14 protein-coding genes are annotated in these 16,157 nt (G+C 46.8%); 2 read left to right on the top strand and 12 right to left on the bottom strand.

The window, feature by feature from the left end; translation table 11 throughout:
* Positions 1-146: 146 nt before the first annotated feature.
* The 6 genes from MMG82_RS04625 to MMG82_RS04600 all read right to left on the bottom strand — a co-directional run bounded on the left by MMG82_RS04625 (position 147) and on the right by MMG82_RS04600 (position 6,366).
* A complete protein-coding gene (locus MMG82_RS04625; RefSeq protein WP_037423361.1) occupies positions 147-485 on the bottom strand; it encodes a hypothetical protein in 339 nt (112 codons plus the stop codon).
* 244 nt (positions 486-729) lie between these two features.
* Positions 730-2,094, bottom strand: a complete 1,365-nt coding sequence (locus MMG82_RS04620) for a sodium-dependent transporter (RefSeq protein ID WP_088586560.1) — start codon at positions 2,092-2,094, stop codon at positions 730-732.
* A gap of 336 nt (positions 2,095-2,430) precedes the next feature.
* Positions 2,431-2,931: an Lrp/AsnC family transcriptional regulator gene (locus MMG82_RS04615; protein WP_037427707.1), complete on the bottom strand. Its 501-nt coding sequence runs from the start codon at positions 2,929-2,931 to the stop codon at positions 2,431-2,433.
* A 369-nt stretch (positions 2,932-3,300) separates the two neighbouring features.
* A complete protein-coding gene (locus MMG82_RS04610; RefSeq protein ID WP_241406535.1) occupies positions 3,301-4,083 on the bottom strand; it encodes a phosphatase PAP2 family protein in 783 nt (260 codons plus the stop codon).
* 117 nt (positions 4,084-4,200) lie between these two features.
* Complete coding sequence (gene creD, locus MMG82_RS04605; RefSeq protein WP_241406534.1) at positions 4,201-5,676, bottom strand: cell envelope integrity protein CreD; 1,476 nt, start codon at positions 5,674-5,676, stop codon at positions 4,201-4,203.
* Positions 5,677-5,838: 162 nt separating this feature from the next.
* The gene (locus tag MMG82_RS04600; RefSeq protein ID WP_023266075.1) at positions 5,839-6,366 is read right to left on the bottom strand and encodes a hypothetical protein; all 528 of its coding nucleotides are present in this window, start codon (positions 6,364-6,366) and stop codon (positions 5,839-5,841) included.
* A 235-nt stretch (positions 6,367-6,601) separates the two neighbouring features.
* Here MMG82_RS04600 and MMG82_RS04595 point away from each other — a divergent pair, with 235 nt between their 5' ends.
* Positions 6,602-7,768, top strand: coding sequence for a crosslink repair DNA glycosylase YcaQ family protein (locus tag MMG82_RS04595; protein ID WP_047535291.1), 1,167 nt, complete (start codon positions 6,602-6,604; stop codon positions 7,766-7,768).
* On the opposite strand, the gene MMG82_RS04590 is transcribed toward MMG82_RS04595, so the two are convergent.
* The 6 genes from MMG82_RS04590 to MMG82_RS04565 form a co-directional block, all read right to left on the bottom strand.
* Positions 7,765-8,130 (bottom strand): hypothetical protein, encoded by a 366-nt coding sequence (locus tag MMG82_RS04590; protein WP_037423378.1) that lies wholly within the window; start codon positions 8,128-8,130, stop codon positions 7,765-7,767. The two genes, MMG82_RS04595 and MMG82_RS04590, sit on opposite strands and share 4 nt — an antisense overlap.
* 58 nt (positions 8,131-8,188) lie before the next feature.
* Positions 8,189-8,521: a hypothetical protein gene (locus tag MMG82_RS04585; protein ID WP_023266072.1), complete on the bottom strand. Its 333-nt coding sequence runs from the start codon at positions 8,519-8,521 to the stop codon at positions 8,189-8,191.
* A 93-nt stretch (positions 8,522-8,614) separates the two neighbouring features.
* Positions 8,615-8,869, bottom strand: a complete 255-nt coding sequence (locus MMG82_RS04580; RefSeq protein ID WP_023266071.1) for an accessory factor UbiK family protein — start codon at positions 8,867-8,869, stop codon at positions 8,615-8,617.
* A gap of 116 nt (positions 8,870-8,985) precedes the next feature.
* Positions 8,986-12,075, bottom strand: a complete 3,090-nt coding sequence (locus MMG82_RS04575; RefSeq protein WP_047535294.1) for a multidrug efflux RND transporter permease subunit — start codon at positions 12,073-12,075, stop codon at positions 8,986-8,988.
* Positions 12,076-12,088: 13 nt separating this feature from the next.
* Positions 12,089-13,207 carry an efflux RND transporter periplasmic adaptor subunit gene (locus MMG82_RS04570; RefSeq protein ID WP_037423385.1) on the bottom strand — a complete coding sequence of 373 codons (1,119 nt, stop codon included), beginning with the start codon at positions 13,205-13,207 and terminating at the stop codon, positions 12,089-12,091.
* Between the two features lie 20 nt (positions 13,208-13,227).
* Positions 13,228-13,800 (bottom strand): TetR/AcrR family transcriptional regulator, encoded by a 573-nt coding sequence (locus MMG82_RS04565; RefSeq protein ID WP_037423387.1) that lies wholly within the window; start codon positions 13,798-13,800, stop codon positions 13,228-13,230.
* Between the two features lie 325 nt (positions 13,801-14,125).
* On the opposite strand from MMG82_RS04565, the gene rep reads away from it, so the two are divergent.
* Complete coding sequence (rep, locus tag MMG82_RS04560; protein WP_241406533.1) at positions 14,126-16,141, top strand: DNA helicase Rep; 2,016 nt, start codon at positions 14,126-14,128, stop codon at positions 16,139-16,141.
* The last annotated feature ends 16 nt before the right edge of the window (positions 16,142-16,157 follow it).

The following is a 16,157-nucleotide window of genomic DNA, read 5'->3' as shown; positions in this document are numbered from 1 at the left end:
CAACGTTATTGATTGAAAAATCGCTTATCATTACTTTGACTATTTTACTAATATGGCTATACAGTCGTTGCGAGACGAGCTGTAATTAAGTCACTCACTATGATGGCTATTATTTGTAGATTATATTTTATAGTGCTGATTTTTCGTTAAGTTGAGGTGCTAATATATGGAGAAATAAGGTGGAGGCCAAAATCAGTTAAACCTTGTACTATTCCTAATTGAATTACAAATACTACTAATGTAAAAGTTAAACCTTTACCAAAGGATAGTTGAAAGATTTTGCTGTAAACTACTGATATTGCAATGTATGTCACAATTAGCCCAAGCAATCCTTTGATAGCAATAACTATTGTGAATGCTAGTATTGTTCCAATCGTAACGGCTAAACCACAATGTATAATACTTTTGTTTTCTGCTTCAAATAACTCAGCTCCAATTTTTACTGGAACAATCGTTATTAATATCAAGATGAGCCACGCTAGCATAATAAAATCCATTTTATATGAAAGTCTATTGCAAAATTAATCTGCAACGTTTAAAGGAAATCAATTTCAATTGCTCCCATTGGGGGCTGATTATACTTATACAAAAATAAAGTGCTATACCTTAGGTGTTTTTTAAGTTGGTTGGCATTATATATTTAAACAGAATAAAAGGTTGGGCTTAGTTTTTTGATGAGGAGCTAACAATCCCCGAACTCAGCATGGATTGTTAGCGTTTGGAAAGAGGTTACACAAATTGCCTGATCGCGATCGCGATGATTAGTACTGGGCAAACATACTTCACGTACCTTGGCCAAATGCGCCAGAAAAGCCCCGTGGCATCGACACCCTCTTGTCCACTTATCGCCTTGAGTAACTGGCTTTGGCGCCAAATCCAACCTAAGTAAATCGCAATACCGAGGGCTACCAGCGGTTGGGCCATTTGCGTGGTTAGCATGATAGTGAAACTAAATAGCGTCTCAAAAAATACCGCCAGTAATAGGGATAATGAGGTCAACAATAGGCCGATGATCAAGGTAGCACGTTGGCGGCTGAATCCACATTTTTGCATCACATAACTCGTTGGCACCTCGGCGATGGAAATGGCTGACGTCAGGCCGGCGATGATCAGCAGCATAAAGAACACCACGCTAATAATGAGGTTGGCCGTGTCGCCTAGGGTTGAGAATAAGGCGGGTAAAACAGTAAAGACCAATGCATCCGAATCGATTAACTTGCCTTCAGCGCTAAAAATCTGCACGCCATTATGCTGGGCTACATACATGGCTGGGATGATTAAAAAGGCGGCGAGAAAGGCGATGCCGCTATCGGTAAAGGCAACCCAGATGGTTAATTTGGCAATATTCTCTTTTTGGCTCAAATAGCTGCCATAAACCATCATGGCACCAGTGCCTATGGTGAGTGAGAAAAAGGTCTGTCCGAGTGCGTTGATCAAGGTATCTGGCGCGATAGCCTTGGCAACGTTAGGCGTTAATAGTGCGGTAATACCTTCACTTGCGCCATTGAGGGTGAAGATATAGGCCACTCCCGCGATCAGCATGATCAACAATAGCGGCATTAAGCGTTTAGACCATTTTTCGATACCTTCTTGTACGCCCTGCAGCAATACCAAAAATACCAGCGCGCTAAAAATTAGCGTGAATACCAGATTGCGCGACAGCGAGAAATCCATTAGCCAAGCAGCGGTATCGTGCGAGCCCATAGCCGTGGCAATTGGGGCGATGGCGTAGCTCACAAACCAGCCAGAAAGAATGCTGTAGAAGGTGTAGATCAACCCTGCTGTTACGATAGAAATCAACCCTATTGTCTTGCCTAAATTACGGGTGAGCGAGTTGCAACCGAGTTTACCCATGGCATCGGCGGGGTTGGTTTGTCCGTGGCGACCAATCATCAGTTCGGCCATCAGCATGGGAATGCCTAGGATAAAAATCAGTACTAGGTACACCAGCAAAAAGGCCCCGCCGCCATGGGTTGCCGCTTGGGTGGGGAATCCCCAAATGTTGCCGACACCAACGGCACTGCCGGCTGCCGCCATAATAAAACCTAAGCGTGAGCTGAAATGGTTAGTCGAATTTGTATTGGCCGATTGCATTGTGCCTCCCGTAAAAAGAAGGCGTATCTTAGGCGGATAAATAAGAAGTTCAACGCAATTTTTGTGCGTTAAATTGATGTTAATCGGCAATTATTGTTCGTATTTTGCTTTGATTTTGGTGTTAAATTTTGATTTGTGGTGAGGTTCGAGATTATGTTGCTCGTGGCGGTGGCTGGCAGCCTCGCTTTAGCGATTAATTGCGATGGTAAAAACCTAATAAATTGTGATCTTATCGCCAAAAATACCTTTCGCAGGATGAGCTGCTTGGGGTAGCGACGCTGCAACCATAGCTGCATTGGTCTCACGCTATCGCAGCGGCCGTCACTTTTACTGCGCTTAGGGTTCAATGGTGATATGGCTTAAGGGGATGGCCGTGTGCTCTTTGACCTTTTTCAACACGAAGCTGGAATGCACACCTGCGATATGCACATTGGTGGTGAGTTTATCTAACAGAAAAGTACGAAAGTGCGCCATATCTTGGACTAACACTTTGAGTTGATAGTCGGCTTCAGAACCGGTGATCAGCGCGCATTCTTGGACTTCTTCGTAGCCCAGTATATTGGCTTCAAATTGGTTGAGGATTGCAGGCGTGTGTTTTTCCATCCTTACATGGATATACGCAGTCAAATGTAGGTTGAATTTATCCGCTGACAGACGCGTGACATAATCGGCAATATAACCCGCTTCTTCTAGGGCTTTAACGCGGCGTGAGCAAGGGGACGGCGACAGGCCGACTTTCGTTGCCAGTTCAAGATTCGATAACCTGCCGTGGGTTTGTAGTAAACGCAAAATGGTTAAATCGAGTTGGTCGAGTTTATATGGGTGAGTTTCAGTCATGGAAAGTTTAGGGGTAGCGGACTCTACCCCTAGTTTGCCAGTGTTAGCGCTGTTTGCCAAAAATCTTGTGTAATACCAATCACATTAAATATCTAATCAGTTCAGAGCCTCACAGGCATTTCAATCCAAGGCGCATTGACGCAGAAATGGTCATTCCCTTTTAAGTCAATGCAACACCGGAGTGGGATGCCTGTGAGGCTCCCGAAGGGCGGGATTGAACGTGCTTTATACTGCGTTTAAGGCTTTCGACAGAGCACCACTATGCCTTCAAGCCTTCGCCTTGTCTAAAGCGCGTTTAACTCCCGCTGAATGAACAGATATTTAATACGATTGGTATAAAGGTCTGATGGCGAATTGTCGCTCTAGGCGTTATTGCGAAGAGGTTTTCGCAAACCTTTGCGTGAATAGACGCATTTTACTGACCAAAAATATGCTTAAGCTGCTGATGATAGCGGCCAGTAGGGTGGAAAAGAGCACATCCTGCGGCCAGTGCATGCCGAGTAGCATACTGCTTAGGCCCATCAATAATCCCCAAACCAATAACGCACTGGTGAATAGAGGTAAACCCGCTAAAAGCAGATAGTAGCTGGCGGTTAGCACTAAGGTTACGGCAAAAATGGTGTGTCCAGACGGGAAGGAATAGCCGATTTCATCTTCCCAATGTTGGTGGATTTTTGGGGACAGTTTTACCGCTGAGGTTCTCGTTTGCAGCTCGGTCAGCGCCTCAGCAATGGCCTGTGAGCGTTCTGGTTTTGCGAGTTGATAGAAGGTTTGCGGAGTTAACTGTGCATCATCTGGGAGTGCTTGCTCAGATAGATACACCAGATTGGGCCTTGGCTCTTTAAAAAAACTTTTAAGGGCATGGCTAGTGCTTAGGCTTAATACTTGGCTTAGGCTGATGGCTAAAAACAAGTTAATAAATAATGCTTTAGGCATATAACAATAGGCAAGCGCCAACACGACTAAAACAGTCGCAACCCCATAGGGCGCTGTGCCGGTTGTGGTGAGCCAGTACAAGGCTCTGGCTAAGGGCGATTGTAGATCGAGCAGCGGAAATAATTGATTTTGCGTAAGTAACAGTAGGCTTGGAATCGCTGCTAGCAGTAACCATACAAGCACCAAACGACGTAGAAGATAGGCTGGATGAGTCAAAATATTCGCCTCCGAGTAAACGCAATAGGCTACATGTCACATGTGGTCTTGCCAATAAAAAAATCCCGACAGCAAAAAGTGCGCTGTCGGGGGGCTTCAAGGGTGGAGCTGTAGGTGCTATTGCACTGTGTCCTTGGGTTGATGACGGGTTACGAACATCAAAATCAGTAAAACCACTAATAACAAGCCAGTACCCATCAGTAGGGCGTAATCTTCTAATTGCAGTATTGAGTACAACACCGCATACAAGCTCACCAGCATAGTGCCTACTATCGCGCCACGTTTAACGCTAGCGGTGGCACTGCCCACATAAGCGGATACCGACAGCACAGGAATACAGGCGGCAATCAGATAGGCTTGCAGGAAGGCGAGGTGCTCCGAGAGTGACAGTAACAGCAGGTAGAACAGGGCCATCGCACTGCCAACCAGCATATATTGCACTGTGCTTAGGCTGGTCTTTTGTCCCAGTTCAAAAATAAATAACATGATAAAAGTCAGTACGATAAACAGCAGGCCGTATTTAACTGAGCGCTCAATCTTGCCGTAATGGGTCACTGGCTCAAATAACATGGCATTGGCCACGACTTCGGTAAGCGTCGACTGATTACTCTTAATAAACTCCTGCGGGTAGTTGCGAGTTAAGTGACTGATATTCCAGTTGGCGGTAAATCCGTTGGCAGTGATTTCGCGCTCTGCTGGGAGTAAGCCTTTAAAACTCGGGTGCGGCCAGTCGGCATGGATATTCAACAAGGTTTGCTCGCCTAATGGCAGGGCACTAATCGACTGAGAGCCGCGCAGTGTCATGGCAAAGTTCACGCTAAAATCACTTGCTTCGCCGACTTGGATCCCTTGGTTAAAGCCTTTCTCTAGACCGCCAGTCGTCAAGCCAGTGCCCGACATCAGCGAGCCAGAGAGTAAGACTGAATCGCCTGTCACCTCAATCTTTTCTACTTTATCAATTGCTTGGTTTGATGACACACCAAAGACTAAACGGGCATTTTTGTTATCAAAGGCGATAAGGTTAGGAATGTCATAACGATTTAAGCGAAAGTCAGCCTGCCCCTTAAGCGCCGCGTTATACACCAGCGATTGATAAATGCCACGGGTACGGAAATCATGTTTTAGGTCTAAATCGAGAGTGAGCTTTTTCGGCAGAATCACCAGCTCATCTTGATAGGTGCGCTTCACTTCGTGGCGGGTTTTGCCGTCGTTACTGACTTCTTCCTGCATCACAAAATAGCTATAAGGGATCACTAGCGCAGGACCTGAGAGGGTTTGCTGCTCGCCCCATGAGCGGCCGATTTCATCGACCACACTGTTGTAAAGCATTTCGCGATCGGACGTCATATCCATAATGATCCCGAGCGGTAGCAAGGCCACAATCGACAGTATGCCAATGGTTAAGGCCTTTAATAGCGTGGTGTTCTTTGCCGTTCCCTTTGTCGTAGTTGCTGCCCACGGCTCTTGTGTTGACATATCGGTTCCTTGATCACGATTGAGTTTTTTAAGGAGTGCGCGCGCCACTAAATAGATAGCGCCGCCAAACAGCGCCAAACTCAGTAACGTGAGCACCCAGAAAATAATGTTAAACATGGATTTCATTCCCTATGAAATACGCGCGAGTCGCCATTGCATACTATTGGGCTAACTCGATATTACGGCGGGTATTAAAGCAGATTTGCCCACGGAAGTTGCGGGCAAGTTGCTGATCAATAGTGGCAAAATTATGGCAATCGCCTTTAAGTGCGCTAAAACCTATTTTGAACTGGTGCGTTGTTTGTCAAATTTCGGGTGTTTAGCCTCAAAGTCATCTTCCTTGCGGATATGTTTGAGTAGCGTCTCAAGACATTCTTTAAAGACATCGATTTCTTCGGAGTAGACGGCGGCATGGTGTGAAAACCATTGGTGTTTTTCACGCTCACGATTATTGCAGTCCGGCCAAATACGTAGCTCATACTCATCGCCAATCACGACAATCGCATAGTCGATTGCGCCATTGCTAAAGGTGATGCATTGGGGCAGATACACGGGCGCTTCACCTTTGAATAGCTCGTACCAAATGGCTTCACTGCGCCAAGAGACTATGGGTAAAGGCGCTTTGATGGAGCAGCCAATCGATTGATGTTGGTTAAACAGGACTGCCTTAATATCGTCGATGCTGAAAGGTTGTAACTCGCCATTCTTTTCACCGAGTGAGTACAGCATATTCATTAAAAATGGCAGTTTAGTACCATTGCCGGTTTTACGGCCGCAGAGTTTGGCTTCGCGGTAATAGATATTCATTCATCAATCCTTAATGAGGGGCTAACCTTTGTAAGAGGGAGTTGTTTGACTCGAGGTAAGCGATAGCCCTAAGCGAGGAAATGCCCTATGTTAACTCAAGTTGTACGCGAGCTGACAAATTCACGCTAAGTTTACGAAATATCCGACAAAAGTAAGAGGATTATCCTTTTGATCATCTGTCAGTCATGGCATCAATCTTTGGGCGCAATTGTTTTTGAGCATTTTGGGAGAATTTATGTCGAGTCCTTTTTCACCCCGTGAGTGGTTGCAATTGAATATGCAACAGCAGGGCTTATTACAACCGCAGACTTCGGTCTGTGAGCTGATTAGCCGTCTCGGGTATGTGCAAATCGATTCGATTAATGTGGTCGAGCGGGCGCACCACCATGTGTTGCATAGCCGGATACCACAGTATCAACCGCAGATGTTAGATACTGCGCTGGCACAGGGCGAGATTTTTGAATATTGGTCCCATGCGGCGGCATATTTACCCATTGCCGACTACCGTTTTAGTTTGCAACGTAAACAACAGCTGCAAAATGGCGGCAAACATTGGTTTGAGCCAGACGATAAGGTGATGCAGGAAGTGCGCGCCCGCATTCGCGCCGAAGGACCACTGAAGGCCAGTGACTTTGAACATGCAGAAGGCAAAAACGGTGCCTGGTGGGATTGGAAGCCCGCCAAAAAGGCGCTAGAGCAGTTGTTTATGCGCGGCGAGTTAATGGTGGTGCGCAGGGAGAAATTTCAAAAATGTTATGATCTTACCGAGCGCGTGCTGCCAGAGCATATCAATACCCAAGCGCCAAGCGAGAGCGAATTTGCTCGCCACTTGATTGAGCGTTATCTCGCTGCCCATGCCTTTGGCTCGGCAGCGCAAATCGCTTATCTGCGCAAAGGCATAAAAGCTAATGTGAATGAGCAATTAGCCGCTATGCAGTCTCAAGGTGAGTTGGCAAGCTTTAAGGCGGAAGGGCAATGGTATTTTTATCGCCCCGAGCTGCAAATAACCGCTGCAATACCCAATCGAGTCTGGTTACTCAATCCCTTCGATAATCTATTAATTCAGCGGCAGCGATTAAAGCAATGGTTTGATTTTGATTATCAAATTGAAGTCTATGTGCCCGCCGAAAAACGCCAATATGGCTATTACTCCCTCGCGATTTTGTGGCGTGACTGCTTTGTTGGTCGAGTGGATGTGAAAGCCGAGCGGCAAAGCGGTTTACTGTTATTACAACAGCTGACTTTAGAAGAGGGATTTAGCGGCATGGATGATGGCTTTTGTGCGGCATTTGAGGCGGCAGTTACTGAGTATGCGCGTTTTAATGGTTGCAGCCGCTGGAAACTGGTGAAGGCTAACCATAAGGAATTTAAACAACTATACGCACGGCAGCAGAAGATCTAATCGGGATCTTTGTCATTATCTGGGCGTTTGTCTTTAGGCGGTACATCCATCCAGCGAAAGCACAGGTACAGCAGTGCTAAAAAGAGCAGCGGCAGGGTGGCATAGGCTAAGGATAATGAACTGTTCTCCGCCCGCGCGAGCCAGTAGCAGGGAATGTACACTAAGGGATAGGCAAGGGTTCCCCACAGAAAACTCTTATTCATCAGCCGGTAAAACCAGTGCACGTTAATCGTGGTTCGGCTGGCAAGTCCCATCAGGCTGGCGAGGACTACAAAGGGATAGCTGAGCAGTGGCAGGCCGCCAAGGAGCAATAATCCCCAAAGCAGATAGTCCTGATTAAAAGTGGTGCTTGCGATATCCATGGCTTTCTTCCCTGACGATTCGAACTCTGGCGCTAGGTCTAAGCGCCGACGGCTATTCTTACTCGTTAAGCCCTTGCTGCATCTTAAGCCAAAAGCCTTGTTGGCAGAGATTGCTAAAGGACTTTTGCTGCGGCGAAATCGCGATATTGGCGGTGACGACTCGATAACTCAACCAATAATCCTCACAAACCGCGTTTGGCTCATCAGCTTGTTTATCTTGCTCGCTTAACAGACTGACCACAACCCCGTTGTTGAAGTGATATAAGGTCAAAGATTCACACATTTCAGCATTATCGTCTCGATAACTTTGCTGCTCTTGGGTGTGGCTCACCACTGACACTGGGCTAGGATAGCCTTGAATAGCAAGGATGTAGCTGGCGAGTTGTTGCATTATTTCCCTAAGTGACTTAATGCTTGAAGTGTTAAAACAAAAAAGCACAGCTGCGCCATCGCTAACTGTGCTCTTTCAAACACGCATTATAAGTTAGTCCGCGGCGTTTAGCTTTTTCTCAAGCTCATTCACTTGTGCTTGCAGGGCTTCTAATTTCTCGCGGGTTTTCAGTAATACATGCTGCTGTACTTCAAATTCCTCGCGGGACACCATATCCAACTTGAGCAATTGATTTTGCAGCACTTGCTTGCTGCGCTCTTCAAATTCGCCGGCAAATTGCTTAAGACCGCTGGGCAGGCTATCGCTCAGTTGCTTCGCCATTTCTTCGATTTTCTTTGGATTGATCATCTTCTTGTCCGCCTCTTTACTGAATGGGTGGATTGTAACCTAGTACGTTGGCTTTCAAAAGAAAACCGCCTTGCAAAACCTACGTCTTAAGGGACGTGGGTTTTACTTGGATGCGGTTAGCTGTTGTGGGCTAGCCCGTCGGTATCTTCGTCAAACACGGGCAAAGGCTCATGTTTTTCAGCAAGATAGGTATAAATCACCGGTAATACAAACAGGGTAAAAATGGTCCCAATCGATAAACCAGCGACAATCACAATACCGATATTAAAGCGTGCTACCGCCCCAGCGCCGGAAGCAAATAATAGCGGCAATAGACCCGCAATCATCGCTGCAGTGGTCATTAAAATCGGGCGTAAGCGGATGGTTGCCGCCAGTTTAATCGCCTCAAGTTTAGATAGCCCACGGTGGAGTTGTTCCTCTTTGGCCACTTCGCACATCAAGATCCCGTGTTTAGTGATAAGACCCACTAACGTAATTAATCCTACCTGGGTGTAGATATTAATTTTGGCTAAGCCAAATACATGGGTCCACCCGAGTACAATCAAGGCGCCGCTAATCGCCAACGGTACAGATACCAAGATGACTAAGGGATCTTTAAGGCTTTCAAATTGGCTGGCGAGTACTAAGAAAATAATCGCAATTGCCAGCAAGAAAGTGGCATAAAGTGCCGATCCTTCAGTGACAAACTGGCGCGCTTCACCGAGGAAGTCGTAGCTATAACCTTTAGGTAACTCATTATCGCCAATATTTTGCAAAAAGCTGATGGCATCACCAATGGCTACGCCTGGCGCGGCTACACCACCCACAGTCAAGGCATTCATTTGGTTAAAGTGCGGCAGTGAGCGAGGCTCGGCCACCATTTCAATATCAACCAAGCTGGATAGCGGAATGGATTTACCATCGGCGGCTTTGACATAGTAATTAGCCAGCGATTCTGGGTTCGCCCGCAGTTTACGCTCCACCTGTGGGATCACTTCGTAGGAGCGACCATCCAAGTTAATGCGATTCACATAGCCATCACTCATCATGGTGGCGAGTGTGATCCCGATATCTTGCATGGTCACGCCGTAGGTCCCGGCTAAGTCACGCTTGATATGCAGTTTCATGGTGCCTGAATCGAATTTCAGGTTGATTTCTGAGTACACAAACAAGGGACTCTTTTGCACCTTTTCCAGTACGCCTGTACCGATTTGAAAGAGGCTAGCGAAGGAGTTTGATGTGGTAATCACAAACTGAATCGGTAAACCACTCGACGCCCCAGGCAGTTCAGGCATTTGGAACGTTGTAATCGCCATTCCAGGAATGTGCTTCACTTCTTTAGCAAAAAACTCCTGCATTTGTTTTTGGCTCTTATCCCGCTCACTCCAAGGCACTAATGGCGCGATCCCGAAGGCTTGGCTGGAACTTGGTACGCCCACAAAGGCGAGTGACGCGGCTGATTCAGGCTGTGCCTTAATCATATCCGTGACTAAGCCCATATTGGCTTGGATGTAGTCCAAGTTGGCAGTCGAAGGTGCCGTGCCCATCATCATTACCACGCCTTTATCTTCGTTGGGCGCCAGTTCTGATGGGATAAACTTAAACAGTACTGGCAGTGAAGCGAACACGATAATCGCAAAGGCGACGATGACAGGGCGATGTAACATCACCGCATCTAGCATGTTGCTGTAACGGCGAGTCAGCCCCGTGAGGAAGTTTTCGACTCCCATTTCGAACCGATTAGGTGCGGTATGGGGTTTGAGTATTTTGGCACACATCATGGGTGACAGTGTCAGTGCCACTATGCCCGAGATAAACACAGAACCTGCGAGTGTAAGGGCAAACTCCTTAAATAATGAGCCGGTGATCCCGCCCATTAAGGCAATCGGCGCATAAACCGCGGCGAGGGTAATGGTCATGGAGATCACTGGCACCGCGATTTCGCGGGTACCGATAATCGCGGCTCTAAAGGGCGATTCACCCAGCTTGATATGTCTGTCGACGTTTTCGACCACCACAATCGCATCGTCAACCACCAAACCAATGGCGAGCACCATGGCCAGTAGGGTCATGAGATTGAGCGTAAAACCAAACATCTGCATGATGATGGCAACCCCAATCAGCGAGAGCGGAATGGTCACAATCGGGATCACCACGGCGCGAAGCGAACCTAAGAAGAGAGTGATTACCACGATAACAATAATCGCGGCTTCACCAATGGTTTTAACCACTTCTTTAATCGATTCATCAATTGCGAGTGAGGAGTCGTACAGAATGCTCGATTCAATGGATGGCGGTAAGTTACGCTCAATTTCAGGTAACAGGGCGCGGGTATCAGCCGCAACGGTAAGCGGGTTAGCCGTTGGCGTGACATCAAGGCCGATGACCACGGCTTCTTTGCCATTGGCTAAGGCGCGGTAGATATCATGACTCTTTTCGAGGCTAACATCGGCAATATCACCGAGACGAACGACTAAACCATCTTTACTGCCGATCACTAAGCGTTTTAACTCTTCGATGGTGGCAACTTGAGTGTCTGCGGTGCCGTTAAAAAGGGTGTAAACACTGTTGGTTTGACCTACCGCTGACTGGTAGTTGTTCGCCTGCAATACTTGCATTACATCGCTGGAGGAGAGGTTAAATGCCCCCATTCTGGCGGGATCGAGCCAAATACGCATGGCGTATTTAATACCGCCGTATAAATTCACTTTAGCAACGCCGTCAATGGTAAAGAGCTGAGGTTTGACGACGCGCTCAAGGTAATCCGTTAGCTGGCTTGAGTTAATCTGATCACTAAAAAATGAAATATACAGTACAGAGGTTTGCGAGCCAGTGGACATTTCAACACTGGGATCTTCAGCCTCTTTGGGCAGTTGCGATCTTACTGAGTTCACCTTGGCGAGAATATCGGCCAAGGCGCCATTCGGATCGGTATTGAGCTTCATATACACCGAAATTTTCGAGGTGCCGAGGAAGCTCTCTGAGGTCATAAAGTCAACGTTATCGGCCTGCGCTAAGGCTTGCTCTAACGGTTGAGTAATAAAACCTTGGATTAGATTTGCATCCGCGCCGTAATAACTGGTCGATACCGTGACTACGGTATTCGTCATCTTCGGATATTCACGCACTTGCATGCTATTGAGGGCATTAAAGCCTAACAGCAGCAAGAGAAAGCTGATTGAGGCGGCGAGTACGGGTCGCCTAATAAAGATATCTGTAAAGCGCATTATCTTGCTCCTATTACAGCTTTGGCATAGTGTCGGAGTGGGTCAGGGCTTGGTCTTCAACCACTGTCACTTTACTGTTGTTACTGAGGCGAATTTGCCCTGAGGTGACAATGCGATCTCCCGCTTTTAACGCTCCACTCACCAGCGCGTTATTGCCGTTACGCTCTAATACCGTCAGGTTGATTTGCTCGACTCTAGCCAGCTTTTTACCGTTTTCTTCGACCTCTTTGATGAGGTAAATAGAGTTACCATAAAGGGTAAAGTTGATGGCGGTTTGTGGCAGTACAAACTGATCGTTCAGTTCTGGCAATAGGATGGATACTCGGGCAAACATCCCGCTACGCAGTTTGGCGTTATCGTTAGGAATGCGTGCTTGCACTTGGATCAGACCGCTTTGGTAAAACACGGCGGGTTCAATCGCGGCAATTTCACCTTCGAAGGGTTGCTCAGGATAAGAGTCCACAAACACATGGATTTTTTGACCTACGGCAATACGAGGTAATTGGGTTTGCGGAATAGTGAAGCGGATTTTCATTGTGCTGATATCTTCGAGACGCACAATATCGGTACCAGGCTGAAGATATTCACCTAAGTTAATGTTACGAATACCCACTAAACCACTGAAAGGCGCACTGATTTCACGGCGCTCGATAGTGGCTTTTAAACTTTCAATATCCGCCTGTAAGGCCAAGTATTTAGATTCACTATTGTCTAAATCCTGTTTAGAGACTGACTTTTGCGCATAGAGTTTTGAAAGGCGTTTGAAGTCGGCCTCAGCGGCGGGCAGTTGTACCATTTTGCTTTTAAGGTTGGCTCTTTCCACTTTGGCATCGAGTTCGGCCAGTAGTTGGCCTTTTTCCACTCGGCTACCGTTTTCAAAATTAATGCTGGTGACGCGTCCTGCTAATTCGTTGGAGATGGTCACCCCTTGATGCGGCTCAACAAAGCCAATCGCATCAATTGTGGGTTGCCACTTTTGCATATCTAATGTCATGGCTGTTACAGGAAACTCAGCCTCTGGCATATTGGCGATCGCCTCGGCGATTTTATTTTTTACCATCAGGTTAAAGCCGATCACCGAGCCAAAGGCAAGTACAGCGATCGCTAGCATACTTAGAGTCCATTTTTTCATGGTGCTAAAGATTCCTAGAGTTAAAGTTGAAGATTGATTGAAATGGCCTTTAGGCATAATTCACATGCCCGCCGGATTTCATTTTCTGTACATTCCAAATGGCCTCGCCGTAGGCGTTTGCCTATAGCGATAGCCGGCTCAAAGGCGATAGAAAACAACAAGGTATTATCAAGCTTTTGAATCATTCCTTGGTTTTTTGCCTGCTCAAATAATTGGTGTAGCGGTTGAAATATTTCTCTTTCAAATGCTTGGTGCTCAGGTGCATCTACCCCTGGGAGGTGGGAATACTGAGCAAAACTCAAATTTGCATGGGATTGTTCACGACCCAGTTCAACAATCTTGAACCATAGGCGGCGAAATTTTTCGTCAAAGCTGCCTTCATTAATGTTTTCAAGCAACTTGCTGGCAATTTGTTGTAATACGTCTTTACGCAGTTCAATGATCAAATCTTCTTTATCTTTGAAGTAGCGGTAGATCGTACCTGCGGCAACGCCTGCATCTACTGCTAGTTTTTGCATTGAAAGGTTATGTAAGCCTGCTGTCGCAATGATTTTTTCGGCGGAGCGAAGTATTAAGTCACGTTTGTTATCCATTCTGCTTTCCGATATTGACATCTGTGAATGAACGTTCATTCATGCGGAATTCTACTGCGCATTATCAACCTTAGCAACAAATTAGCTCAAAAAATGGCAAAAGTGTGATTTAAGAAAGTTATTTTGTAATAAGCTTGCCTGCACACTGATTGCAGCATATTTGACTGGTTTTTAGGATGTCATATTCAAATGCTTATTCATTTGAAGAGACGAGTCATTTCTATTGTTTGCTCAATTGATATCTGGGGATTTGTTGGCCTTAAAACCTTCGCTTCTGCTATGATCCCATCCCCCTTCTGAAGACTTGTTTGGATATTGCGCGACGATGAAACTCAATCCTGCCCAAAATGATGCCGTTCATTATGTTTCTGGGCCTTGCTTAGTATTAGCGGGCGCGGGCAGTGGCAAAACGCGGGTAATTATCAACAAGATTGCCTATCTAGTGCAAAAGTGTGGCTACAATGCCCGCAATATCGCCGCCGTGACGTTTACCAACAAAGCGGCGCGCGAGATGAAGGAGCGGGTCGCACAGTCTATGGGGCGTAAAGAGGCTAGAGGTTTATGGATTTCGACCTTCCATACCTTAGGTCTTGAGATTGTAAAACGTGAGCATAAAGTGTTGGGTTTAAAGCCTGGGTTCTCGTTATTCGATGACCAAGATACGCTTGCGCTCCTTAAAGAGCTGACTCAAAAAGAATTACAGGAAGATAAAGATTTACTCAAAGCCTTGGCAAGCAGCATCTCCAATTGGAAGAGCGGGCTGATTATTCCCGACCAAGCGCGCAAGCTGGCAAAGGATGAACAGCAGCAGTTGTTTGCCCTGTTATATCAGCGTTATGCCCAGCATATGAAAGCCTACAACGCTTTGGATTTTGATGACTTAATTCTGCTGCCAACCCTATTGTTACGCCATCATGAAGAAGTGCGTACGCGCTGGCAAACCAAGATCCAATACTTGCTGGTGGACGAATATCAGGATACCAACACTTCCCAATATGAAATGGTCAAGCTACTGGTGGGCGAGCGCGCGCGTTTTACCGTGGTGGGGGACGATGACCAGTCTATCTATTCGTGGCGTGGTGCTAAGCCGCAGAACTTAGTGTTGTTGGGTAAAGACTTCCCAAAGCTTAAGTTGATTAAACTTGAGCAAAATTATCGTTCTAGCCAACGCATTTTGCGGGCGGCGAACATTCTTATCGCCAACAATCCCCATGTGTACGATAAGTCGTTATTTAGCGAACTGGCTTATGGTGAGCCGATGCGGGTGCTGTTTGCTGCCAATGAGGAACAAGAAGCCGAGCGTGTGGTCGCCGAAATCATTCGCCACAAATTTGTCGGCCGTACCCAATTTGGTGATTACGCAATTCTGTATCGCGGTAACCACCAGTCTCGCCTACTTGAGCGGGCGTTGATGACGAACCGTATCCCTTACAAGCTAAGCGGCGGCACTTCGTTTTTTGCCAGAGCCGAGATTAAAGACATCATGGGCTACCTTAAACTGGTGGTCAATCCCGATGATGATAATGCCTTTTTGCGGGTGGTTAACTTACCTAAACGGGGTATTGGTCCATCCACCTTGGAGCGTTTGGGTAACTTTGCCAACGAGAAACATATCTCCATGTTCGAGGCGATTTTTGACCCTGAGCTGAATCATCATCTGCCGCCTAATGCCATGTCAGCCTTGTATCAATTTGGTCGATTTATTGTCGATACGGGTGAGCACGCCGAGCGGGGCGAACCGGTTGAAGCCGTAAAACAATTGATCCGTAAGATTAATTACGAAGACTATTTATACGAGACCAGTACCAGTGCTAAGGCCGCCGAGATGCGGATGAAAAACATCTCCGAGTTGTATCGCTGGGTGACGGAAATGCTCTCAGGGGATGAGTTAGATGAACCTATGACCTTGCCTGAGGTGGTTAACCGACTAACGCTTAGGGATATGATGGAGCGTAACAGCGAAGATGAAGGTGGCGATCAGGTGCAATTAATGACGCTGCATGCCTCTAAAGGGCTGGAATTCCCCTTCGTGTTTATGGTGGGGGTTGAGGAGCGCATTCTGCCGCATCAAACTAGCATAGATGAAGATAACGTCGACGAAGAACGTCGTCTTGCCTATGTGGGGATAACGCGGGCACAACGTGAGCTATGGTTCACCCTCTGCCGTGAGCGTCGCCAGTTTGGTGAAACTATGCGCTGCGAGCCGAGCCGCTTTCTGCATGAGTTACCGCAGGATGACCTTATTTGGGAAAACCGTAAGCCACAGCAAACAGAGCAAGAGCGAATGCAGACCGGGCGCAGCCATATCTCGAATTTAAGAGATATGTTTAAGAAGTCATAATTAATCATGTAATTGC

Origin of the sequence: Shewanella sp. MM_2022_3, from assembly GCF_022557375.1 — a bacterium.
Lineage (GTDB): Bacteria > Pseudomonadota > Gammaproteobacteria > Enterobacterales > Shewanellaceae > Shewanella > Shewanella xiamenensis.
This window is presented reverse-complemented; position numbering and strand designations above follow the sequence as displayed.